The sequence below is a fragment of the Thauera sp. genome (assembly GCF_047601425.1).
GTDB lineage: Bacteria > Pseudomonadota > Gammaproteobacteria > Burkholderiales > Rhodocyclaceae > Thauera.
In genome coordinates this window covers 464,852-487,541 of record NZ_JASGJL010000001.1, presented here as the reverse complement: position 1 = coordinate 487,541, position 22,690 = coordinate 464,852, and the positions used below count along the sequence as shown (strand labels likewise).

Below are 22,690 nucleotides of genomic sequence, written 5' to 3'. Positions count from 1 at the left end.
AGGGCGCCGCGGGGACGATCCCGGCGGCGCCCTGCCGTATTACTTGGCCGCTTCCATCAGCTTGATGAAGCGGTCGAACAGGTAGGCGACGTCATGCGGCCCCGGGCTCGCTTCCGGGTGGCCCTGGAAGGAGAAAGCCGGCACGTCGGTGCGCTCGATGCCCTGGTTGGTGCCGTCGAACAGCGACACGTGGGTGACGCGCAGATTGGCCGGCAGCGTCGCAGGATCGACGGCGAAGCCGTGATTCTGGCTGGTGATCAGCACCTTGCCGGTATCCAGATCCTTGACCGGATGGTTGGCGCCATGGTGGCCGGTGCCCATCTTCATGGTCTTCGCCCCCGACACCAGCGCCAGCAGCTGGTGGCCGAGGCAGATGCCGAAGGTCGGCGTGCGGCTGGCGAGGATCTCGCCGATGGCCTCGATCGCGTAGTCGCAGGCGTCGGGGTCGCCCGGGCCGTTGGACAGGAACACGCCGTCGGGTTTGAGCGCCAGCACGTCCTTGGCGGGCGTCTGCGCCGGCACCACGGTCAGGCGGCAGCCGCGCTCGGCCAGCATGCGCAGGATGTTGAGCTTGACGCCGTAGTCGTAGGCGACGACGTGGAAGCGCGGCGCGGTCTGCTCGGTATAGCCCTCGCCGAGCTTCCATTCGGCCTGCTTCCATTCGTAGGGCTCGGTGACGCTGACGACCTTGGCCAGATCCATGCCGGCCAGCCCCGGGAAGGCGCGCGCCTGGACGATGGCGGCTTCGGCGTCGAGCTTCTCGCCTTCGGCGGCGGTGACGATGCAGCCGGCCTGGGCGCCTTTTTCACGCAGGATGCGGGTCAGCTTGCGGGTATCGAGGCCAGCGATCGCGACCACGTTCTCGGCGCGCAGATAGGCGTCGAGGCGCTGGGTCATGCGGAAGTTGGACGGCAGGATCGGCAGGTCGCGGATGACCAGACCGGCGGCATGTGCGCGGGTGGCCTCGACGTCCTCGAGGTTGACGCCGGTGTTGCCGATATGGGGATAGGTCAGCGTGACGATCTGGCGCGAATAACTCGGGTCGGTCAGGATTTCCTGATAACCGGACATCGAGGTGTTGAACACCACCTCGCCAACCGTGCTGCCTACCGCACCGATACCCTTGCCATGGAAGACAGTTCCGTCGGCAAGCGCAAGAAGGGCGGACGGGTATGCACTCACGAAAAACTCCTGGATTCAGCTTTGAGCAGGGACTGGCGAAGGGCCGCGCCCCGGACATGTGCAAAAAAGCGGGACGAGCCTCTGGGCCGATCCCGCTGGATAAACCGTTGAATTGTATATTTTCGGCCTTCCGAAGGCAAACCGCGAACGACGGCGGGCTCCCGCCTCAACGCAGCCCGAGCACGTCCTGCATGTCGAACAGGCCGTTCTTGCGCCCCTGCAGGAACTTCACTGCCCGCACCGATCCCAGCGCATACGGCATCCGGCTGCCGGACTTGTGCGTGATCTCGATCCGTTCGCCGATGCCGGCGAACAGCACGGTATGGTCGCCGACCACATCGCCGCCGCGAACCGTCGAAAAGCCGATCGTCTCGGCCTTGCGTTCGCCGGTGTATCCCTCGCGGCCGTAGATCGCGCAGGTATCGAGATCGCGCCCCAACTCACGCGCCACCACTTCGCCCATGCGCAGCGCGGTACCGGAGGGCGCATCGACCTTGAAGCGATGATGGGCCTCGATCACTTCGACGTCGTATCCCTCGGACAGGATCCGCGCCGCCACTTCGAGCAGCTTGAACACCGCATTCACACCCACGGCCATGTTGGGCGCGAAGACGACCGGCACCTCGCGCGACGCGTCGGCAATCGCTGCCTTGCCCTCGGCATCGAAGCCGGTGGTGCCGATCACCATCGCCTTGCCCAGTTCGCGCGCAAGCGCCAGATGCTGCAGCGTGCCTTCCGGGCGGGTGAAGTCGATCACACAGTCAGCCGCGGTGATCGCGGCGCGCGCGTCATCGCTGATCACGACACCGGTGACAACACCTGCCATTTCGCCAGCATCTCGCCCGATGAACGGCGTGCCCGGCCGATCGAACGTGGAACCCAGCACAACGCCTTCGGCCCCCAGCACAGCCTCGATCAGCATCCTCCCCATGCGCCCGGACGCGCCGGCGATCGCAACACGAATGTCAGCCATGGAAAACCCTCAAAAAAATACCTTGCGCCGCCAGCAGCGGCGTGCTCAATCCCGGTCGCCGCACTCAGTCATCCGTCGCAGGCGGAATTTCGATGACCCGGCTGCGTTCGGCCGGGGCTGCAGCCTCGCCGCTGCCACCCTGGACATCGCCCGTGACGTGATCCAGCAGGTCGTCAACGAAGAAGACCGAGATCACCCTCTGCTCGGCTTCTCCGGAACCCTGCTTGTAGCGATAGACGTAATCCCAGCGGTCCCTGCGGAACATGTCGACCACCAGCGGCGAACCGAGCACGAAGCGCACCTGCTCGCGCGTCATGCCGCGTTTGAGCTGGGACATCATGTCCTGATCCACGTAATTGCCCTGGCGCACATCGATCCGGTAAGGATCGACCACACCCACGATGGAATCGAAAGAGCAGCCTGCAAGCATACTGGTGGCGATGATCGCCGCAGAAAGATAGGAGCGCATGAAAAGCCTAGGCGAAACCCATAGGAAAGACCGTGGAGGAGTTGGCGCACATGAGGGGCGCGGTTCTCACGAAAGGGCAAAAAATATAACATAGGGCTGCTGCGCACGGCGCATTGCTCCACACCCGCAACCAGGCCTCAGGCTTGCCACCATTCAACCGGCCACCCACACGGCCCTTTTTTCCCGAAGACTCATGCCCGACAATTCAAAGAACCTGAAGAGCATCGGCCTGAAGGCAACCTATCCTCGCCTGAAGATTCTCGACCTCTTCCAGCACTCGGGTCAGCGCCATCTGACTGCCGAAGACGTTTATCGCTCACTGATGAACGACGGCATGGACATCGGCCTGGCAACCGTATATCGCGTACTCACGCAATTCGAGCAGGCTGGCCTGCTCGAACGACATTATTTCGAATCCGGCAAGGCCGTTTTCGAACTCAACGAAGGCGGCCATCACGACCACCTGGTGTGCGTGCAATGTGGCAAGGTCGAGGAATTCTTCGATCCCGAGATCGAGAAACGCCAGAACGCCGTCGCTCAGGAACGCGGCTTCAAGCTGCGCGAACACGCGCTTTATCTTTACGGCGACTGCAGCGACTGTCAGAAGGGCAACTATCCGAGCGAGCAGAACCGACACGAAACACCCTCGCAGGATTCGTGAAACCCACGGAGCCTCACGGGTCGCCGTACCCGTGAGAGCAAGGGTTCGACGCAGCATTCCGTCCGGAACCGGCTTGCCGATCGCCACCGGCTAAGTTTGTACCGACCCCTTATTTGCCCGGCGCCAATCCCAGCATTTCTGCCGCATGCTCACGCGTGGTCGCCGTGATATTCACACCACCGAGCATCCGCGCGATCTCCTCGACGCGGCCAGCCTGATCCAGCGCCTGCACTTCGCTCAAGGTCTCACCCACCTGCTCGCGCTTGGCGATACGCCACTGCCAGTCTGCGCATGCCGCGACTTGCGGCAGGTGCGTCACACACATCACCTGCCGGTTTTCGCCGAGCTTCGCCAGCAGCTTGCCAACGATCTCGGCCACACGGCCGCCAATGCCGACATCGACCTCGTCGAAAATCAGGGTTGGCGTATCGCTCGAGCGGCTGGTCATGACCTGGATCGCCAACCCGATTCGCGAAAGCTCGCCACCGGAAGCGACTTTGGCAAGGCTGCGCAAGGACTGTCCCGGATTGGCGGCGACGCGGAACTCGACGGTCTCGGTTCCGCTCGATGACGGCTCGCATGTTTCCAGTGCCACCTCGAAACGCCCGCCCGCCATCGCCAGCGTCTGCATGGCCTCGGTGATCGTCGCCGACAAGGCTTCGGCAGCCGGACGCCGGGCAGCGGACAGCCCCGCCGCCGCCTCGTCGAAAGCCTTCCTCGCCCGCGCCTCGTCGGCGGCCAACCGCGCCGGATCGGCCGTTGCCTCCAGGGTATCGAGCCGAGCCTGCCATTGCGCCAGCAGCTCAGGCAGTTCATCCACCGTGACCCGGTATTTACGTGCGACATCGGTGACGGCTGCGATCCGCCCCTCGATCTCGGCCAGCCGCTGCGGGTCGAGATCGAGCCGGTCGCGATAGCGGCGCAAGGCATGCAGGGCCTCGTCCGCCTGAATCGCGGCCGACGACAATAGCTCACGCACATCGGCCAATGCAGGATCGATATCGGCAAGTGTCGCCAGGCGTCCATCGAGGTGGCGCAGCATCGAACATATCGCCATGTCGCCTTCGCCAAGGGCTGCCAGAGTCTCGTCCGCGCCCTCCATCAGACCTGCGGCATGTGCGAGGCGGCCATGCTCCAGGTTCAACTCGGCCCACTCGGCAGCATCGAAGCCAAGCTCCCGCAGCTCTCGAATCTGCCAGGCAAGCAATTCGCGCTCGCGCGCCGAACTGGCCGAATCGGCTTCGGCCTCGCGCCGCAGGCGAAGGATGTGCTGCCAGGCCCGATAGCGTTCGGCGACATCGGCAGCGAGGCCCTGGGCACCGGCGTGAGCATCGAGCAACTGGCGCTGCGTCTCGGGCCTCAGCAAGGCGTGATGGGCGTGCTGGCCATGGATGTCGGCCAGCCAGTCGCTGGCCGTGCGCAACTGCGCAAGCGTCACGCCGGTGCCGTTGATCCAGGCCCGGCCACGCCCGTTGCTGTCGATGGTGCGGCGCAGCAGCACGGTCCCGTCCTCGGCCGGCAGTTCCTGTTCGGCCAGCCAGGCACGCAAGCCACCGCCGTCCGGCAGATCGAATTCGGCAACCACGTCGGCCCGGTCGCGATCGCGGCGGACCATGCCTGCCTCTCCTCGCCCGCCCAGCGCCAGTCCGAGTGCATCGAGCAGGATAGACTTGCCGGCACCGGTTTCCCCGGTCAACGCGCCAAAGCCCTTGCCGAATTCGAGTTCGAGGTGGTCGACGATGACGAAGTCGCGGATGGACAGGCTTCTCAGCATGGCAACTCAATGAGGAATGGAGGAAGACGGCGCTCGGTCACAGCAGTTCGGCGTGGATGCCACGCCTCAATCGTGCCGCGGCGGAGTGCTCCAATGGAGCTTTTCGCGAAGCATGGCGAAATAGCTGTAGCTCTCCGGGTGCAGCAGCCTCAGCCCGTGCCTCGAACGGGTCACGCGCACGCAATCGCCGGCGCGCAGGTCGAAACGAGCCTGCCCATCGAAATGCACCCTGGCATCCTGAGGGGGCAGCAGCACGATGTCGATGCGGCAACTGTCCGGCAAGGTGATCGGTCGCGCCGTCAATGCATGCGGGCACAGCGGCACCAAGGCAATGCCGCCTACGCTCGGATGCAGGATGGGGCCATTGGACGACAGCGCATAGGCGGTGGAGCCCGTCGGCGTCGACACGATCATGCCGTCGGAACGCTGGGTATAGACGTACTCCCCATCGATCGACAGCTCGAATTCGATCATCCGCCCAAGCTCGCCCTTATTGACGACGACGTCGTTGAGCGCCAGCGTCTGGAAGATACGTTCGCCGCCCCGCAATACTTCGGCGTCGAGCATGAAGCGGATCTCTTCCCGGAAGCGCCCATCGACAATCTCGGCCAGGCGGGCATTGGCGTCCTTGAGCGCGATGTCGGTCAGAAAACCCAGGCGGCCGAGATTGACCCCGGCCAGCGGCACGCCATACTCGGCCAGGCGGCGGGCGGTATGGAGCATGGTGCCGTCACCGCCGACCACTACGGCCAGATCGACCTCGCCACCGATGCGATCATAGCCGGCAACCGGAAAGTCACCCGCACCACCGATGGAGCTCGCCGTCCCCTGTTCGATCCACACCATGCGCCCGCGCTCGCGCAGGAAACGGGCGATCGCCATGACCGACTCGGCCACGTCAGGACTCTGATACTTGCCCACAAGGGCGATGCTGTGGAATTTGGCGCTCATGACGCGGATTAAACCATATCCCGCCAACGCCTTGGCGAGCAGCGGATGGCACTGCCAAAGACCATAGGCCAAGCTCAGGAGATATCCGGAATATCCATCGATGGGTGATCCGGGCTATATTCTTCGCCTGCCATGAACTCGCTAGACTCACGCTCCCAGATCCTGCTGAAAACCTTGATCGAACGCTACATCGCGGACGGTCAACCTGTCGGCTCGCGCGCCCTTTCGCGCTTTTCCGGACTGGAACTGTCGCCGGCAACGGTGCGCAACGTCATGAGCGATCTGGAGGAACTCGGCCTGATCGCCAGCCCGCACACGTCGGCCGGCCGGATTCCAACGGCACTGGGCTATCGCTTCTTCGTCGATTCCCTGCTGACGGTCCAGCCTCTGGACACCACACGGGTGCATGAACTCAAGGGCCAACTCCAGCCCGACCAGCCGCAGCGCCTGCTCAATTCGGCCTCGCATCTGCTGTCGAATCTCACGCAGTTCGCCGGTATCGTCGTCGCTCCCCGCAAGGATGCCGTTCGCATCCGGCAGTTCGAATTCATCAGCCTGTCCGAAAACCGCATCCTGCTGATCATCGTCACCACCGCCGGCGACGTGCAGAACCGCATCCTGATGACCCGTCGCGCCTACAGCGCCAGTGAACTGAGCAGTGCCGCAACCTACTTGAACGAACACCTTGCCGGCCTCTCTTTCGACGAGATCCGCCGCCGCATCATGGACGAGCTGCGCCAGTTGCGCAGCGACATGACCGAACTGATGACCGCAACCGTGGATGCCGGTAGTGCCGCCGCCGAAGAAACCGCCACCCGCTACGTCATTTCCGGCGAAACCAATCTGCTCGACATCGAAGACCTGTCGTCGAACATGTCGCGCCTGCGCGAACTGTTCAAACTCTTCGAACAGCGCACCAGCCTCGTGCAACTGCTCGAACTGTCGAACAAGGCCGACGGGGTGCAGATCTTCATCGGCGGCGAATCCGGACTCGCGCCGCTCGACGCCTGCAGCGTGATCACCGCACCTTACGAGGTCAACGGCCAGATCGTCGGCTCGGTGGGCGTCATCGGCCCGACCCGGATGGCCTACGATCGCGTGATTCCGATCGTAGACATCACCGCCCGGCTACTGTCCAACGCGCTGTCGTCGAACAACTGAAACACCGCTCCGGACAAGGCGAGCCCCGGTTTCGCCCTGCCGGGCCCCCACAAGCAAGGACAAGCATGGCCCGCTACTGGCCCGAACCACCCGCTTCGCACGACGCCCCCGCCCGTACCGGCATTCTGCTCGTCAATCTCGGCACGCCCGATGCGCCCACCGCCGGCGCGCTGCGCCCCTATCTGAAGGAATTCCTGTCCGATCCGCGGGTGGTCGAAATTCCCCGCATCGTCTGGTGGCCGCTCCTCAACGGCATCATCCTGAACATTCGGCCAGGAACATCGGCAAAGAAATATGCCAGCATCTGGACCGAAGAAGGCTCACCGCTGATGGTCCACACCCAACGGCAGGCCAGTCGGCTGGGCAGCCATCTGGCTGTCGGCCACACCGATATCGATGTCGATTTCGCCATGCGCTATGGCAAACCCTCCATCGACGAGCGCCTGCGCGCGATGCAGGCACGAGGCTGCAAGCGCATCCTCGTCCTGCCGCTCTACCCGCAGTATTCGGCCAGCACCACGGCAACGGTGGTCAACGCCGTCGGCCGCGCCTTGGCGAAGATGCGCAACCAGCCGGAAATCCGCTTCGTGCGCGACTTCCACGATGCACCCGGCTATATCGAGGCACTCGCTGCCAACGTGCGCGAGCACTGGGCCATGCACGGAGAGCCGGATCGCCTGCTGATGAGCTTCCATGGCATTCCGAAGCACACGGTCGAGCTTGGCGACCCCTACTACAGTGAATGCCAGACCACCGGTCGCCTGCTCGCCGAAGCACTCGGCCTGCCGCCTGAACGGGCGATGGTCACCTTCCAGTCGCGCTTCGGCAAGGCCGAATGGCTGCAGCCTTATACCCAGCCCACGCTGGAAGCGCTCGCTGCCCAGGGCGTCGGCCGCGTCGCCGTCCTTTGCCCCGGATTCACCGCCGACTGCCTGGAAACACTTGAGGAAATCGCCATGGAATGCCGTGACGCCTTTCTCGGCCACGGCGGCAAGCACTTCCATTACATTCCCTGCCTCAACGAGCGCCAAGACTGGATCAAGGCCCTTGCCGGACTCGCCGTAGGCCACCTGGGTAACTGGCTTGCCGGCCCTGCACGACAGGAAGGCTGATCAGGGTTCGAGCAACTGCAGGTCAAGCCCGCCGGTGGCGGTGAAGTCACCTCGCACTGCAGGCGAGCCACCTGCAGACAGCAGCTTCGCCACCTGGGCAAGCCGGCGAACCATCACCGTGCCCAGCTCACGACGGAAGCATTCCAGCACCTCTTCGCTGGCCAGCGCCAGCGCCGAAGGGTTGATTTCGAGATAAGTCAGGGGCGTCAGCGATACTGCGGACAGCATGTGGCGATGTTCCAGCTGGTCAAGCCAGGCCTGGGCGCCAAAAACCTCGCCCGCCCCCAGTTCCATTACCCTCCGCCCCTCGATCGACAGCTCCACCATACCTTCGAGGACGATGCCGAACCGCTGGTCGTTGTCGCCCTCGCGCACCAGCGATACGTGCTGGCCGACCCTGCGCCAGGATGAGATCCTCATCACTTCCCACAGCTCGACGTCCTCGAATTCGGTGAAGAACGCCAGCTTGCGCAATTGCATGAATCGGCTGGTGTCCGGCGGCACGTAATTCTCGTCGAGGATCTGGTAGCGCACCGCGGCAAGATCCTTGGCGAACTCCGCGCCATTGCGATAGCGGGAATAGAGATCCTTTTCCAGCGCCTTGCGGATCACCGCATCCATCTGCTCGGGCACGTCGGGATTGAGCTGCGACACCTGCGGCGGATCGGCGTTGATGATCTTGTAGAACGAGCTGTGCCGGATTGCTCGCGCGGAACGGCAGCCGTCCAGTCAGCATGTGGAACAACAGCACGCCCAGCGAATACAGGTCGGTCTTCTGGTTAAGCGGGTAGCCCTTGATCTGTTCCGGGCTCATGTAGGCCGGCGAGCCCACCCCCATGATGAAGGTCGAGTCGGTATCGACCCGCTTGCTGATGTTCATCGCCAGCCCGAAATCGGTGATCTTCACGTTGTCCTGGTCATCGACCAGGATGTTCGCCGGCTTGATGTCGCGATGCACGATGCCCTGGCGGAATGCGTGGTCCAGCGCCATGCAGCACTTGAAGACGATGCCGATCGTGCGATGGATCGGCAGCAGCTTCTCGAAGCTGCAGTAGCGCTCGAGGGATTCGCCCGGGAAATACTCCATCACCACATAGGCTTCGGTGGGCTCCACCGAGGCGTCGAGGATGCGGATGATGTTCGGATGGCTCAGGCGCGACGACACCGCCCGCTCGGCCTTGAGCAGCTTCAGCAGGCGGCGGTTCCATTTCGCCTCGTCCTTCGCCTTGTCGTCGAAGCGCACGTGCTTCAATGCCACCGGCTGCGGATGATCGGGACTCTCGACCAGGTAAACGACAGCTGTCGCTCCGCGTCCGATTTCGCGCAGGATGCGATATTTACCGATTGTTTCAGGGGTGCGACTCATGTTGGGCGATGGCGAACCGGAACGGAACACCGCAAACCGTGACAGATGTCACGGATTGTGGCACGAACGGAAGAAGGCTGGGCAAATGAGCCCTGATCAGATGCGATTGTGCTTGAACCAGGCCAACGCCCGGGCGAGGATTAAGCTCATCTGCTGCACTTCAACCCATCCATTGGAGAGGGACACGTGAAACGACGGATCGACCTCCTGATCACGCCCCGCTGGATCGTTCCAGTCGATCCGGCCGGCGTCACCCTGGAAAACCATGCGGTCGCAGTCGACGCGGGGATGATCATCGCAGTGCTACCGCTCGACGAAGCACGCCTGCGCTACGAAGCCGACACGACAACCGAGCTGCCACAACATGTGCTGATCCCCGGCCTGGTCAATCTCCACGCTCACGCTGCAATGAACCTGATGCGCGGCATTGCCGACGACCTCCCCCTGATGCGCTGGCTGCATGAAGCGATCTGGCCAGCCGAAAGCCGCCATGTCAGTGCCGCCTTCGTCCGCGACGGCACCCTGCTGGCCGCAGCCGAAATGCTCAGCGGCGGCATCACGACCTGCAACGACATGTACTTCTATCCCGACGCCGCAGCGGACGCCTTCGCCACCGCCGGCATGCGGGCCGTGGTCGGCCTCACCGTGCTCGAGTTTCCCACTCCCTGGGCAAGCGACGCGGACGACTATCTGCGCAAGGGCCTGGCAATCCGTGACGCATGGCGCGGACATCCGGGCGTCTCGTTCTCGCTCGCACCCCATGCACCCTATACGGTGTCCGATGGCACTTTCCAGCGCGTACGAGCGCTCGCCGACGAACTGGATCTGCCCATTCACACCCACATCCATGAAACCGTCACCGAAATCGGCGACTCCATCGCCCAACACGGCATGCGCCCTCTCGCCCGCCTGGCTGGCCTCGGTGTGCTGGGCGAGAACCTGATCGGAGTTCATGCCGTTCACCTGGACGACACCGACATCGAACTACTGAGTCATCATGGCTGCAGCGTTGCCCACTGTCCGACCTCCAACATGAAGCTCGGCAGCGGCATCGCGCCTGCCACACGCATATTGTCGGCCGGCATCCGCATTGGCCTCGGCAGTGACGGTGCAGCCAGCAACAACCGTATCGACCTGTTTCAGGAAATGCGTCATGCCGCCCTTCTCGCCAAGGCGAGTACGCTCGATGCCTCCGCACTCCCTGCCCATGCTGCGCTGCACATGGCAACGCTGGGTGGCGCCCAGGCACTCGGGCTCGATGGCAGCATCGGCTCGATCTCACCAGGAAAGTCTGCCGATCTGTGCGCAGTGGACCTTGGCGGTCCATTCACCCAGCCCTGCTTCGACCCCGTTTCCCATCTCGTTTATGTGACGGGTCGCGAGCACGTCACACATGTGTGGGTAAACGGCGAATCCCGCGTGGCTAAAGGTGTTCGGCTGTTGCAAATTAACGACAAAGAATTGATCAGGATCGCGTCGCTATGGCACACTAGGCTCGCTAATTGAACTGGATAGAGTGTTCACACTCGACAGGAATCTGACACGAATTCGGCTTTTCAACCGTTTTCACCTTCCGTTGCAGTGGTAATTCCGGCGACTCGCCCTTCAAAGAGGAAACCATGATCAAACAAACCAAGAAACAGATGCTCATGCTGGCCGCCATCGCGTCGATCGGCCTGTCTGCTCCCGGCGCCTTCGCGCAGGTCAAGGACATCGTGGTCGATGGCAAGGGCGAGATCCCCTACGTCATCGACGCACGCAACGTCGTCGCCCGCAGTGCTGACGGTCTGTGCTGGCGCACCGGCTACTGGTCGCCGGCCGCTGCCTCGACCGCTCTGGCTGGTCAATTCCCGGCTGGCTGCGCATGCGACAGCGATATCGTTGCCAAGGACAAGTGTGTTGCTCCGGCCGCTCCTGCTCCGGCCCCGGTTGCTCCCGCTCCGAAGCCCACCGCCGACAAGATCAAGCTGGCTGCTGACACGCTGTTCGACTTCGACAAGGCCACGCTGAAGCCGGAAGGCCGTGCCACCCTCGACAAACTGGCCGCCCAGGCCCAGCAACTGAAGCTGGAAGTCATCCTGGCTGTCGGCCACACCGACCGTCTGGGTTCTGACTCCTACAACCAGGCCCTGTCCGAGCGCCGTGCCGCTGCCGTCAAGACCTACCTGGTCTCGAAGGGTGTCGAAGCCAACCGCATCTACACCGAGGGCAAGGGCGAATCCCAGCCCGTCACCGGCAACAAGTGCGACAACATCCGCAACCGCAAGGCCCTGATCGAGTGCCTGCAGCCGGATCGCCGTGTGGACGTCGAAGTCATCGGCTCCAAGTAATCACGGATCTCCGATGTGCAAAAGCCCTGCTTCGGCAGGGCTTTTTGTTTTGTGGCGCCTGTTTCCTGTAATCTGCGACTGGAACGTGCGCCCCCGCCGACAAACCAATCAACTCTGCAAGCTGTGACGATAAATCATGAGCGCAATCAACGCCGACCCGAACGAAGTACAGAAATTCAGCGAACTCGCCCACCGCTGGTGGGATCCGGCCTCCGAATTCAAGCCCCTGCATGAAATCAATCCGCTGCGCCTGGGCTGGATCGACAGCAAGGCCGGCCTGGCAGGCAAGACGGTGCTCGACATCGGCTGCGGTGGCGGCATCCTGGCCGAAGGCATGGCTTCGCTCGGCGCCAGGGTCACCGGTATCGATCTATCGGAAAAGGCACTGAGCGTCGCCCGCCTGCATCTGTTCGAAAGCGGCCACAGTGTCGATTACCGGCTGATCAGCGCCGAGGCTTACGCCGACGAAGCCCCCGCTCATTTCGACGTCGTCACCTGCATGGAAATGCTCGAGCACGTACCGGACCCCGCCAGCACCATCGCCGCCTGCGCTCGGCTGGTGAAGCCCGGCGGACACGTCTTCTTCTCCACGATCAATCGCAACCTGAAGGCTTATGCCCTCGCGATCGTCGGTGCCGAATACGTGCTGAACATGCTGCCGCGTGGAACGCACGAATACGAGAAGTTCATCAAGCCATCGGAACTCAGCCGCTACTGCCGCAACGCCGACCTGGACATGGAAGAATTGATCGGCATGAGCTACAACCCGCTGACCCAGGTCTATTCGCTGGGGCGCGACACCGACGTGAATTACCTGATGCACACCCGGCGCGGTTGAAACCCGTGCCGGATCGCGAGCCGCCGTACTCAGGCAGCGGCTCGCCGGCCGCGCAGGGAGCTGAGGAAAGCAGCGCCGATCAGCACGGCGCCAACCAGGCCGGTGACCACCTCGGGAATGTGGACGTGGACGCCGATGAACATCACCGCCGCCAGCGCACCGATCGCCCAGAATGCGCCATGTTCCAGGAAGCGATAGGCGTTCAGCGTTTCACGATAGACCAGCATCAACGTGAATGAGCGCACGAACATCGCCCCGACGCCGAGGCCGATCGCAATGATCGGAAGACTGGCGGTCAACGCAAAAGCGCCGATCACGCCGTCGAAGCTGAAGGAAGCATCCAGCAGCTCCAGGTACATGAAGCCGGCAAAGCCGGTCTTCGCGACGACCTTGCCGCCCTCGCCTTCCTCACCACCAAGGATCGCACCCAGGCCGTCGGCGACGATGTAGGTGATCAACCCCCAGACACCGGCGACGATGAATTCCACGCGTTTGGTATCGCCATCCAGCCAGGCCGCGCTGCCGAGGATCGCCAGCAGAGTCAGCAGGATCTGTGCCGCCTCCAGCCGGCCAAGCTTGGTCAGCGGCGACTCCAGCACGCTCAGCCAGTGCAGATCCTTGTTGCTGTCGACGAAGAATTTCAGGAACACCATCGACAGGAAGGCGCCGCCGAAAGCCGCGATCTCGTGATGCGCGGACAGCAGGATGCGGGCGTATTCGGCCTCGTCGAACAAAGCCAGCCTGATCACCTCCACCGGCCCCATGTGCGCCACGATGCCGACGATGGCCAGCGGAAACACGATGCGCATGCCGAACACCGCGATCAGGATGCCCCACAGCAGGAAGCGGCGGCGCCACTTCTCGTCCATGTGCTTGAGCACCGTGGCATTGACCACCGCATTGTCGAAGGACAGCGAGGTCTCGAGGATGGCCAGCACGACGACGATGAAGGCACCGGGCCACCCCGCCAGCAGATAGCCGCCGGCGATGCCGAGAATGGTCACGATGAAGGACCATTTGAAATACCCGAGATCTTGCATGTCACGCCTGGAGAGAATGAAGACGGCCTGTCAGGACGGCCAACGAAACCCGACCGAGGGGGCGAATTCTAGCGAAAATCGGTGATATCTGTCTCAGGTCGTGGCCTGCACCAGATCCTGCACGCGGACCGGATCAGTTCGCCGCTGCCTCGCGCAGCGCCTGCAGGATCCTCTGTCCGGCTCGCCCGTCCGCCTTCAAGCCGAACTCGACCTGCACCTGCTTCAATGCCTCGCGCGTGCGGGCGCCGATCATGCCGTCCGGCTCGCCGATGTCGTGGCCGCGCGCAATCAGCAGTTGCTGCACCTCCCGCCGTTCCTCACGCGACAATCCGGCATCGTCCGTCGGCCAGGGCGCACGGAAAGCCCCTCCACCACGCAGCCGATCGGACAAGTGCGCAATTGCCAGAGCGTAGCTTTCGGCCGCATTGTACGAATAGAGCGCATCGAAATTCCGCGTGACGAGGAACGCCGGACCGCCATTGCCTGCCGGCAGCAGCAGCCCCGCCGGCGTGGAACCAGCCGGCAAGGGACTGCCATCGGCCTGCGTGATGCCGCGCGCCGCCCAATCAGCCATCGGCTGCTTGTTGCGCCTCCCTGCAACAGAAGGATCGAAGCCATCCGGCAACACGACTTCGAAGCCCCATGGCTGATCGACACGCCAGCCTGCCCGTTTCAGGAAGTTGGCTGTTGACGCCAACGCGTCAGGCACGCTGTCAACCAGGTCGCGACGGCCATCGCCATCGAAATCGACCGCCAGCCGCATGAAGGTCGAGGGCATGAACTGCGTATGGCCGAACGCGCCGGCCCACGAGCCGGTCAGGCGCTCAGGAGCGACATGGCCTTCCTGGATGATCTTGAGTGTGGTGAAGAATTCGCCGCGGAAAAAGGCCTGGCGCCGGCCGAAGCAGGACAGCGTGGACAATGAGGTCAGCAAGGGGCGGCTGCCGAAATTGCGGCCGAAATTGCTTTCCACACCCCATACCGCGACCACGGTGGCAGGATCGACGGCGTATTGCGCCTCGACGCGGCCAAGCACGTCAGCCCATTGGGCCAGCATTTCACGCCCGTCGGCGACGCGCTCGGCATCGACCAGGCCGGCCATGTAGTCCCAGATCGGGGTCACGAATTCCGGCTGGGCGTCGAGAAAACCGACCACGGCCATGTCGGGCACCAGCGCAGCGGTATGGCGGTCGAAGGTCTCCGGCGACACGCCTGCGGACGCCGCTTCGCCGCGCAGCGTCTTCATGCAGCCGGCAAAATCCGCATCGGATGCGCCTGCAGGCAGAGCCAGGCCCGCCACGGCAAGCATCGCGAGCATCTGCCTGCATGCCCGGGAGAAACGAAGGGTTCGATGGGAGGCGTATCTGGTATTCATGCCCATGATTCTACGCTGCCTCCGCCGCAGGAGATTCATTGCCCGTTAACCGGTACCGCCCTGCCCGATGCATCCCAGACGCCACGCTCCAGCACCCGGGCGCCTTCTGCGACCACCCAGCTCTGCCCGCCGTAGTGCGGCAGCGGCCGTTGCAGTGCCGTCAGTGCGCCAGCATCACGTGCCGACACCACGGCAAGTGCGGGGCCGGACGAGGCCTGCACAGTCCATGCTGCAGCACTGTATTGCTGCTCCGCCAAGGCCGGCCGTGGCGGCAGGCCTGCGTCTGCCAGCAGGCGATCGACGGCCGCGTGCGTGCCGACCAGCAACACGGCATCACCGCTTCGACGCAGAGCCTCCGGGCCGACGGTGCGCACAGGACGTTCGAAGAAGCGCCTGGCCAGCCCCTCGCCAGCCTCCACCAACGCCGTATCGCCTTCGTCGGCGATGATCAGCCGGGGTGAATCCGCCAGCATCCACTGACGCAGAATCGGCGGCAGCTGTTCATCATCCGGCCTGCGCCACACCCTCAATTCCGGGTCCAGCCGCACGGTCTGAGGCGCCTGGGCCACTGCCAGCTCGAACGTCTGCCAAGGCTCAGACAGACTCACCCAGTGAGTCTGCGCCGCTGGGCCGTTTTCCAGCTGCAGCGGAAGATGGAGCAGATATGCCGGCTCGTTCTGCCGTAGTTCCACTTTCAACAGTCCGCCTTTTCCCTCCGCTCCGGCGATGAAGCGAGCCTGTTCGATGTTCACTCGCGCACCGCCCGCAAGCCGCAGCCACTGCTGGAAGAAAGCGTCCAGATCGCGCCTCGAGGCCTGTTCGAAAGCCACCTTCAGCTCCGCCCAGCCGGCGATGCGGAAACGGTTCCTCTCCCAGAACATGCGGATGCCGTGTGCGAACGCCTCTTCGCCGATCAGGTCGCGCAACATCACGAACACCATCGCCGCCTTGCCGTAGCCTACCGCCGCCGCGGCACCGTGGGTCCGCGAGCGGAACTCGGCCAACGACCGGTGGACATCGGCAGGCAGGGCGGCGAAATCACGCAACCATCCCAAGCGCATCTCACGTGCTGCCGCTGCCGACTGTTCTTCCTTGTAGGCGTAGTCGGCCATGAAGGTAGTCAGGCCTTCCGACCAGTTGCCGCTGCGGTAATCGACCAGTACACCGTTGCCCCACCAGTTGTGCAATACCTCATGGCCGAGCGAGGTGGCACGGATGAACGGCAGGCGCAGTACCTGCTCCCCCATATAGGTCAGTGTCGGCATGCCGAAGCCCGTCGGTAGCGGAGAGGCGACGACCGAGAACTCGGTGAAGGGATAAGCGCCGATGCTCCTGCTGTAGCGCTCGATGTAGCGCGCGCTGTCGTCCAGATAAGCCTCGGCCAGGCCAGCTTCGGCATCGAGCGCTGCGGGGAAGTAAGTGCGCAGCCGCAGCTTTTCCCCGTCACCACGTGCCACGATGCGCTCGCGTACTGCCCACGGCCCTGCCATTAGGTCGATGCCATCAGTGACGCGGGAAAACTCGAAACGCGCCCGGTAATATCCCTCTTCGCCATCCGGCAGATGCTCGGCAAGCAGCCTGCCGGGCACGATAGCCCGCTGACCAGCCGGGACGCGCACGTCGACACGATAGCCGAACACTCCGGCCGGACGAGGATACCAAGCGCCGCCTGCCGGCAGATAACAACCCACCGCCGAGGCCATTGGCGGCATGCCCTGCAACACATCTCGATGGTCCAGTCTGGCATCCAGCGCCGGTAGAATGCCTCCATAGCCCAGGCGCAATACTCCCCACTGAGGCAGGCGTATGCGCCAGTTGCGCACCTCGCCCTGCCTACCCAGTGCTTCGACGCGCAGCGCCTGCCCATCGACCGTGGCCGAATCAATGGACAGGCTGGCATGCAGGGCAAAACGGAAATCCCTCTCCTGCGGCTGCAGCGCCGCCTCGACCTGCAGCTTTCGACTCGTAGGGTCGAGCCGAACATCCAGTTCGATCGGCCATTCAGCAGCCGAGACCGAGCCGGCAAGGGCAAAGACGAGGGCGAGCACAGCCAGTATCCACACGCGCCAGACCCACAGGCATCCTGCGCGAAACATCGAAATCAGTTCACTGACGGAAAGCGCACGATGACTTCGAGCGTCTCATCAGCGCGTTTCAACTTGATCGGCAGCCAGGTTCCAGGAGGCTGGGCCCGGACCAGGCTGACCAGAGTTGTCGAACGCTTCAGCGGCGTGCCCGCAGCCTCGACGATCACATCGTCGGTACGCAGACCAGTACGTGCCGCCAGGCTGCCCTCACTCACCTGGGCGATACGCACCCCATCCTTGTGTTCTTCCAGGCTGACACCCAAGCGCGGCGGCGGTGCTGGCTCGCGTACGGTCTCCTGGATTGCGAAGACGGCATCGGCCAGACCGGCAACGAATTCCGAGCACGATGCAGTCGCCGCCACCGGCAGCAGCAAACCGACCTCCGCCACACCAAGATCTCTCAATTGATGTGCCACACCATGGCCGAAGCGCACATGCCCGCTGCCCATGATGCCAACCATCAGCGGTGGCTGCGCGCCGCCGCGCGCCTCGGCCAATGCCTCGGCCATCGCACGGTCCCAGACAAGCTGGGCATCGACGAAATTGCGGAACGCCTCATCTTCACGCGTGGACTCGTTGCCGTCGCCAGCCCGCATTCGCGCATGTTGGCGATGCACGTCGTACAGCATATCGACATAGGAAGGAGAGGGCGCTGCTGCACTGCCCACACCACCGCGCTCGGCATCCGGCACGCCATTCCAGCCGCTCTTGGCGACCTTCCGGATCAGGCTCTGGTCGATGTTGAGGGCCAGCATCGGCACCTTGTTGATGCGCGCGAAATGGAACAAGGGCAGATAGAGCTCGGCCGGCATGCTCCAGACCTCGCTCCACTCGACCTGCTTGAGAAACTGCTGTTCGGATAATTCCCCCGCCACCCAGCGATCGAGCACGGGCTGCACGCGGCGCGGAAACATCTCGAAACCGATCACCAGGTCCGGGCGGCGCGCATGCAAGGCTGCGAGCGTCTGCAATTGCCAACGGTGATGATCCACATCGTCGTGTTGTTCGCCCAGCAAGACGACATCCCGCCCGGCCACCATTTCCATCACGGCCGACTGCTCCGCACCTGCCCGCAGTCCATCGCTGCCGAGCACCGTCCAACGCCCTGCTTCGAGACAGCTCGATTCTCCATCGGCAGCAGGGGCAGCAACTGGTGGCAGCAGGCATGCCAGCGCCAGCAGAACGGAGGGAGTAAGGCATGAACGACGCATGGGCTAAGCCTTTGCAAGGAGGCAATGAGTGCGTAGAGCCTGCTCCCTGCAGCGAGTTCCGGTCAAGCGGCTTGCCTGCCGGGGTCGAAGCAGTTGACGCAGTCGGTGATCAGGCCGTGGAGGCCGAGTTGCAGCAAACGCCGGGCTTCGGCCTCGTCGTTCACCGTGTAGCTCAGCAGCGCCAGCCCCTCTGCACGGACCTGCTGCACGAACGATGGTGAGACGTGTTCATGCCCCGCCACCAGCGCAATGCAGGCTTGCTCCTTGGCAAGCCTCAGACAATCGGGGAAAGGGCTGCCAATGAGCAGCGCCCGTGGCAAGGAGGGCCCGCCGGCGCAAGCACCTCGCAGTGCTTCGACCCGGAAAGAGCTGAGCAAAGGAGGTAATCTGCCGCCCCATTCGCGCTCCAGCATGCGGGCAACGATGCGACCCGTTTCGTACTCCGTGCCTGGCGCCGGCTTCAGCTCGACGTTCAAGGCACAATCCTCGATCTGGCAAAAACGGACCAGGGCTTGCAGGCTGAGCAAACGCTCGCCGCGGAACTTTGCCGAATGCCAGGCACCAGCATCGAGCACCGACAATTCATCCCACGCAAGCGCTGCAGCCTCTCCCCGTCCATCGGTCGTTCGATCGAGTACATCGTCATGCAGCAGAAACGGCACGCCATCGGCGCTCAGGCGGACATCGCATTCGAACATCCGATAGCCGTGAGCATGGCCTGCGCGAAAGGCTGCCAGGGTGTTCTCCGGTGCCAGTCGGCCCGCACCGCGATGCGCAATCCAGCGCGGATAAGGCCAGTGGGTGGCATCGACAACGGCGAAGGGCTGCGCGGGCGGCATCGTGCGCAAGAATCGCGCCCTCAGCCTTCGCCGCCCGTTTCAGTCGCCGCAGGCTTGCGAGTACGGCGACGGGCAGCGGGCTTTCTGGCTGGCGGCACTGCGTCAGTTTCGCCATGAGGTCCTGCCGTGGAAGCCTCGACAGACTCTGCCAGCGTCACCGACGCCTGAGCCGTCTGCCGTCCTGCCTCTGTATCAGCCATCGCACCGCCCTCAGCCGCAACTGCACGCCCTTCCTTCTTGCCTCCGCGCACCCCCGAACGGCTGCGGGCATTGCCCTTCTTTGCCTGGCGCTGCACCGCCGGCTCATCCTCCATGGGAGCATCATCGCCCTGAACGGGCTCTGCAGCGACAACTGGTGCTGATTCGGCCATCGGCAATTCACTGGCTGCTGCGGGCACGACGTCGGCCAGCACCATTTCCTCGGCGGTGTCGGCACGGCGCACAGTCCGCCCCCGGCCGGCCTTGCGTGCAGCCCCGGTACGGCCGTTTTTAGCCGCATGCCCCTTGCTTTCTGCCCCGGTTGCCGGCACTTCGGTCACGGCAGCAGGCTCAGCCTCGGTGCCCGTACTCATCACATCAAGAGCTTCATCGGTGACCGCACCGGCTTCTTCTGCCGCACCGGTCTGCGCGGCAACAGTCGGCCGCTGGACATAAGCCCCTGACTTCTCGTCACGCCCCACGACCAGCAGGCCGCGCGCCTGGGCTTCTTCGAGCAGGTTGCCGAAGGCACGGAAGCCGAAATAGCTTTCATTGAAATCCGGCTTGCGCCGCTTGATCGCCTCCTTCAGCATCGATGCCCAGATCTTGCCGCTGTCGCCACGCTCGGCCATCAGAGCATCGAAAGTTTCCACCGCGATCTCGATCGCCTTGCCACGACGGCTTTCCAGCTCCTCCCGGCGCCGCTTCTCCTCCTCAGGCGAACGCTTCGCCGACGGCTGCGCATCGCGCGTGTCCCGCCGCGCCGAGCGCTGGCCATCGCGCACCAGATCGTCGTAGAAGATGAATTCGTCGCAATTGGCGATGAGCAGATCGGACGTGGACTGTTTGACGCCGACGCCGATCACCTGCTTGGCGTTCTCGCGCAACTTGGACACCAGCGGCGAAAAATCCGAATCACCGCTGATGATGACGAAGGTGTCGACATGCGACTTGGTGTAGCACAGGTCCAGCGCATCGACGACGAGGCGGATGTCAGCCGAATTCTTGCCCGACTGGCGTACATGGGGAATCTCGATCAGCTCGAAGTTGGCCTCGTGCATCGCCGATTTGAAGCTCTTGTAGCGATCCCAGTCGCAATATGCCTTTTTGACGACGATGCTGCCTTTCAGCAACAGGCGCTCGAGCACGCGCTTGATGTCGAACTTCTCATAGTTTGCGTCCCGCACGCCGAGCGCTACGTTCTCGAAATCGCAAAAAAGCGCCATGCTGATACTGTCGGCGGTGGACGCCATGGTCGTTTCTCCGTGGATGGTCGGCGCGATGTTACGGCCAAGCGCAAGGCTGCGCCAGCCACGTCGAGCCGACGATGCATGCCTTTGACACGTCCGGAATCGTGTCTATCATGACGATTCACTCAATCACCGTGAGAGATCCGCCATGTCCTTCTCCCGCCTCATCGTCGCATGCGCAATTGCCGGCGCCACCACTTCCGCCATTGCCGCCGAGCAGGCTTCCGCCAGCATCATCAACCGCCAGGGGCAGACCGTGGGCACTGCAACGCTGATCGAAGGACCACACGGCGTGCTGATCCATCTCTCTGCCAAAGGCCTGCCTCCCGGACCGAAAGGCGTCCACATTCACAGCGTCGGCACTTGCGACGACCCGGATCAAGGCTTCGTCGCCTCGAAGGCCCACCTGAACCCGCACGGCAAGAAGCACGGCCTGATGAATCCGGAAGGCCCCGACGCCGGCGACCTGCCAAACATCTTCGTGCATGCCGACGGTACCATCGAAGCAGAACTCTACACCTCGCTCGCCAGCCTTGGCGGCCAGAACGGGCGGGCGAAGATTCTCGACGACGACGGCGCTGCATTGGTCATCCACGAAAACCGCGACGACCACGCCACCCAACCCATCGGTGGAGCTGGTGCCCGACTGTTCTGCGGCGTCATCAAGGCAGACTGATTCCGTGCGCTTTCCCGGCAGTGCCTTCGCAACGGTCTTGCTAGCCGCACTGCCGGCTGCCTGCAGCCCGCCTTCGCCACAAGCGGCTGGCGAGTTGCAGTTGAGAGGCGACGGCGTCGGCCCACTCACTCTCGGTGCCAATCTGGAAAAATCCGCCGCTCAGGCAAAGCGATTCGATCCGGGCGCACTCCCGATCACCCCTGGCTGCGACGGTCGTAATGAATTCACCATGCGAACCCGCCTTCTGGACATCGCAGTCATGGCCATGGCCGATACCAAAGGCCGGATCGAGGAAATCGTCGTTCAGCCCGACTCAGCTCCCGTACTTCGCACCGCCGATGGCGACACCTGCTTTCGCCAAGCCAAAGCATTCGCCAGCAGGTTCAGCAATGAACTCGGGCCACACACCACGGGCGATCATGTTCAGAAAGCAACCACGATCGAGCACACCCTGAACTTTCCGGGCGGCCAACGGATAAAAGCACGTTGGTTTCGTGGCGGCGGAAACTGCGACTTCGCACTGCACATCACGCGCGACGCGGACTGACACGCTACAACCACCAAGTACGTTTCGAACGGAAAAACAAAACAGGCCGATCAGCTTCTGCTGTCGGCCTGCCTCTTGTTTGGTTGCGGGGGCAGGATTTGAACCTGCGACCTTCGGGTTATGAGCCCGACGAGCTGCCAGACTGCTCCACCCCGCGTCGGAGAAACAGCACTATAAACGGTCGATGCAAAGAATGCAAGTTTTTCTTGTCGTCGGGGCTCGTGTCGGCGCAAGCCACCTGCGGTTTCCGAACGAGCCGTGCGTAGATGACGTGTCCGGCGGGTGTTCTTGGTGCCGGCAATAGGAATCGAACCCACGACCTTCTGATTACAAATCAGCTGCTCTACCAACTGAGCTATGCCGGCACTGGGGGCGGATTATAGCGCAAGCGTGCGCATGCGGCTGCAGATCACTCTTGCATCAAAATCTGTATGGATATACAGTTTATTAACTGAACATCCATACAGGAACCGATCATGTCTGAAACGCTGCTCACTCGCCTGCTGCTCGCTATCGGCCTGCTGGCCGGCCTGATGTTGGGAACCGGCAATGTTGCAGCAGGCATAGCGCTGGCCGTGCTTGCCGGCGCCGCAACCTGGCTGGTCCGCTCGCAGAACCTGTTCCGGCCGAACTGCTGACCTCAGAGCACC

General features: G+C 63.3%; 20 protein-coding genes, 2 tRNA genes and 1 pseudogene. 9 read left to right on the top strand and 14 right to left on the bottom strand.

Going from position 1 to position 22,690, the window contains the following annotated elements:
- Window positions 1–39: 39 nt before the first annotated feature.
- The 3 genes from carA to QM748_RS02395 all read right to left on the bottom strand — a co-directional run bounded on the left by carA (window position 40) and on the right by QM748_RS02395 (window position 2,624).
- A complete protein-coding gene (gene carA, locus QM748_RS02405; RefSeq protein ID WP_415245482.1) occupies window positions 40–1,182 on the bottom strand; it encodes a glutamine-hydrolyzing carbamoyl-phosphate synthase small subunit in 1,143 nt (380 codons plus the stop codon).
- Between the two features lie 166 nt (window positions 1,183–1,348).
- A complete protein-coding gene (gene dapB / locus QM748_RS02400) occupies window positions 1,349–2,155 on the bottom strand; it encodes a 4-hydroxy-tetrahydrodipicolinate reductase (protein ID WP_415245481.1) in 807 nt (268 codons plus the stop codon).
- Between the two features lie 64 nt (window positions 2,156–2,219).
- On the bottom strand, window positions 2,220–2,624 hold the full coding sequence (locus tag QM748_RS02395) for an outer membrane protein assembly factor BamE (protein ID WP_415245480.1): 405 nt from the start codon (window positions 2,622–2,624) through the stop codon (window positions 2,220–2,222).
- 193 nt (window positions 2,625–2,817) lie between these two features.
- Between QM748_RS02395 and fur the strand changes: the two genes are divergently transcribed.
- Window positions 2,818–3,285, top strand: coding sequence for a ferric iron uptake transcriptional regulator (fur, locus tag QM748_RS02390; protein WP_415245479.1), 468 nt, complete (start codon window positions 2,818–2,820; stop codon window positions 3,283–3,285).
- Window positions 3,286–3,394: 109 nt separating this feature from the next.
- Here the strand turns inward: fur and recN are convergent, their stop codons facing one another.
- A complete protein-coding gene (gene recN, locus QM748_RS02385; RefSeq protein ID WP_415245478.1) occupies window positions 3,395–5,059 on the bottom strand; it encodes a DNA repair protein RecN in 1,665 nt (554 codons plus the stop codon).
- Between the two features lie 66 nt (window positions 5,060–5,125).
- Window positions 5,126–6,010, bottom strand: coding sequence for an NAD kinase (locus tag QM748_RS02380; protein WP_415245477.1), 885 nt, complete (start codon window positions 6,008–6,010; stop codon window positions 5,126–5,128).
- Window positions 6,011–6,142: 132 nt separating this feature from the next.
- On the opposite strand from QM748_RS02380, the gene hrcA reads away from it, so the two are divergent.
- Both hrcA and hemH read left to right on the top strand, forming a co-directional pair.
- Window positions 6,143–7,171: a heat-inducible transcriptional repressor HrcA gene (gene hrcA, locus QM748_RS02375; RefSeq protein ID WP_415245476.1), complete on the top strand. Its 1,029-nt coding sequence runs from the start codon at window positions 6,143–6,145 to the stop codon at window positions 7,169–7,171.
- A gap of 65 nt (window positions 7,172–7,236) precedes the next feature.
- On the top strand, window positions 7,237–8,283 hold the full coding sequence (gene hemH / locus QM748_RS02370) for a ferrochelatase (protein WP_415245475.1): 1,047 nt from the start codon (window positions 7,237–7,239) through the stop codon (window positions 8,281–8,283).
- On the opposite strand, the pseudogene QM748_RS02365 reads toward hemH, so the two are convergent.
- A pseudogene (locus QM748_RS02365) lies at window positions 8,284–9,649 on the bottom strand (protein kinase domain-containing protein).
- A gap of 186 nt (window positions 9,650–9,835) precedes the next feature.
- Here QM748_RS02365 and QM748_RS02360 point away from each other — a divergent pair.
- From QM748_RS02360 to ubiG, 3 genes are all read left to right on the top strand, one after another.
- Window positions 9,836–11,155, top strand: coding sequence for a TRZ/ATZ family hydrolase (locus tag QM748_RS02360; protein WP_415245474.1), 1,320 nt, complete (start codon window positions 9,836–9,838; stop codon window positions 11,153–11,155).
- A gap of 113 nt (window positions 11,156–11,268) precedes the next feature.
- Window positions 11,269–11,979: an OmpA family protein gene (locus tag QM748_RS02355; protein WP_415245473.1), complete on the top strand. Its 711-nt coding sequence runs from the start codon at window positions 11,269–11,271 to the stop codon at window positions 11,977–11,979.
- Between the two features lie 136 nt (window positions 11,980–12,115).
- Window positions 12,116–12,817, top strand: a complete 702-nt coding sequence (gene ubiG / locus QM748_RS02350) for a bifunctional 2-polyprenyl-6-hydroxyphenol methylase/3-demethylubiquinol 3-O-methyltransferase UbiG (protein ID WP_415245472.1) — start codon at window positions 12,116–12,118, stop codon at window positions 12,815–12,817.
- 29 nt (window positions 12,818–12,846) lie between these two features.
- Here the strand turns inward: ubiG and QM748_RS02345 are convergent, their stop codons facing one another.
- From QM748_RS02345 to QM748_RS02320, 6 genes are all read right to left on the bottom strand, one after another.
- Window positions 12,847–13,857, bottom strand: coding sequence for a DUF475 domain-containing protein (locus tag QM748_RS02345; RefSeq protein WP_415245471.1), 1,011 nt, complete (start codon window positions 13,855–13,857; stop codon window positions 12,847–12,849).
- 133 nt (window positions 13,858–13,990) lie between these two features.
- Complete coding sequence (locus tag QM748_RS02340; protein ID WP_415247996.1) at window positions 13,991–15,166, bottom strand: lytic murein transglycosylase; 1,176 nt, start codon at window positions 15,164–15,166, stop codon at window positions 13,991–13,993.
- 101 nt (window positions 15,167–15,267) lie between these two features.
- Window positions 15,268–17,328 (bottom strand): M1 family metallopeptidase, encoded by a 2,061-nt coding sequence (locus QM748_RS02335; RefSeq protein ID WP_415245470.1) that lies wholly within the window; start codon window positions 17,326–17,328, stop codon window positions 15,268–15,270.
- 5 nt (window positions 17,329–17,333) lie between these two features.
- Window positions 17,334–18,530 carry a ChaN family lipoprotein gene (locus QM748_RS02330; RefSeq protein WP_415245469.1) on the bottom strand — a complete coding sequence of 399 codons (1,197 nt, stop codon included), beginning with the start codon at window positions 18,528–18,530 and terminating at the stop codon, window positions 17,334–17,336.
- 62 nt (window positions 18,531–18,592) lie between these two features.
- The gene (gene ugpQ / locus QM748_RS02325) at window positions 18,593–19,369 is read right to left on the bottom strand and encodes a glycerophosphodiester phosphodiesterase (protein WP_415247995.1); all 777 of its coding nucleotides are present in this window, start codon (window positions 19,367–19,369) and stop codon (window positions 18,593–18,595) included.
- Between the two features lie 20 nt (window positions 19,370–19,389).
- Window positions 19,390–20,820: an NYN domain-containing protein gene (locus tag QM748_RS02320; protein WP_415245468.1), complete on the bottom strand. Its 1,431-nt coding sequence runs from the start codon at window positions 20,818–20,820 to the stop codon at window positions 19,390–19,392.
- Window positions 20,821–20,965: 145 nt separating this feature from the next.
- Here QM748_RS02320 and QM748_RS02315 point away from each other — a divergent pair, with 145 nt between their 5' ends.
- Together QM748_RS02315 and QM748_RS02310 are read left to right on the top strand one after the other, a co-directional pair.
- Complete coding sequence (locus QM748_RS02315) at window positions 20,966–21,493, top strand: superoxide dismutase family protein (protein ID WP_415245467.1); 528 nt, start codon at window positions 20,966–20,968, stop codon at window positions 21,491–21,493.
- 4 nt (window positions 21,494–21,497) lie between these two features.
- Window positions 21,498–22,040 carry a hypothetical protein gene (locus tag QM748_RS02310; RefSeq protein ID WP_415245466.1) on the top strand — a complete coding sequence of 181 codons (543 nt, stop codon included), beginning with the start codon at window positions 21,498–21,500 and terminating at the stop codon, window positions 22,038–22,040.
- A gap of 80 nt (window positions 22,041–22,120) precedes the next feature.
- On the opposite strand, the gene QM748_RS02305 is transcribed toward QM748_RS02310, so the two are convergent.
- Window positions 22,121–22,197 (bottom strand) — tRNA-Met (locus QM748_RS02305).
- A 132-nt stretch (window positions 22,198–22,329) separates the two neighbouring features.
- A tRNA-Thr gene (locus QM748_RS02300) sits at window positions 22,330–22,405 on the bottom strand.
- Window positions 22,406–22,516: 111 nt separating this feature from the next.
- Here QM748_RS02300 and QM748_RS02295 point away from each other — a divergent pair.
- Complete coding sequence (locus tag QM748_RS02295) at window positions 22,517–22,678, top strand: hypothetical protein (RefSeq protein WP_415245465.1); 162 nt, start codon at window positions 22,517–22,519, stop codon at window positions 22,676–22,678.
- The last annotated feature ends 12 nt before the right edge of the window (window positions 22,679–22,690 follow it).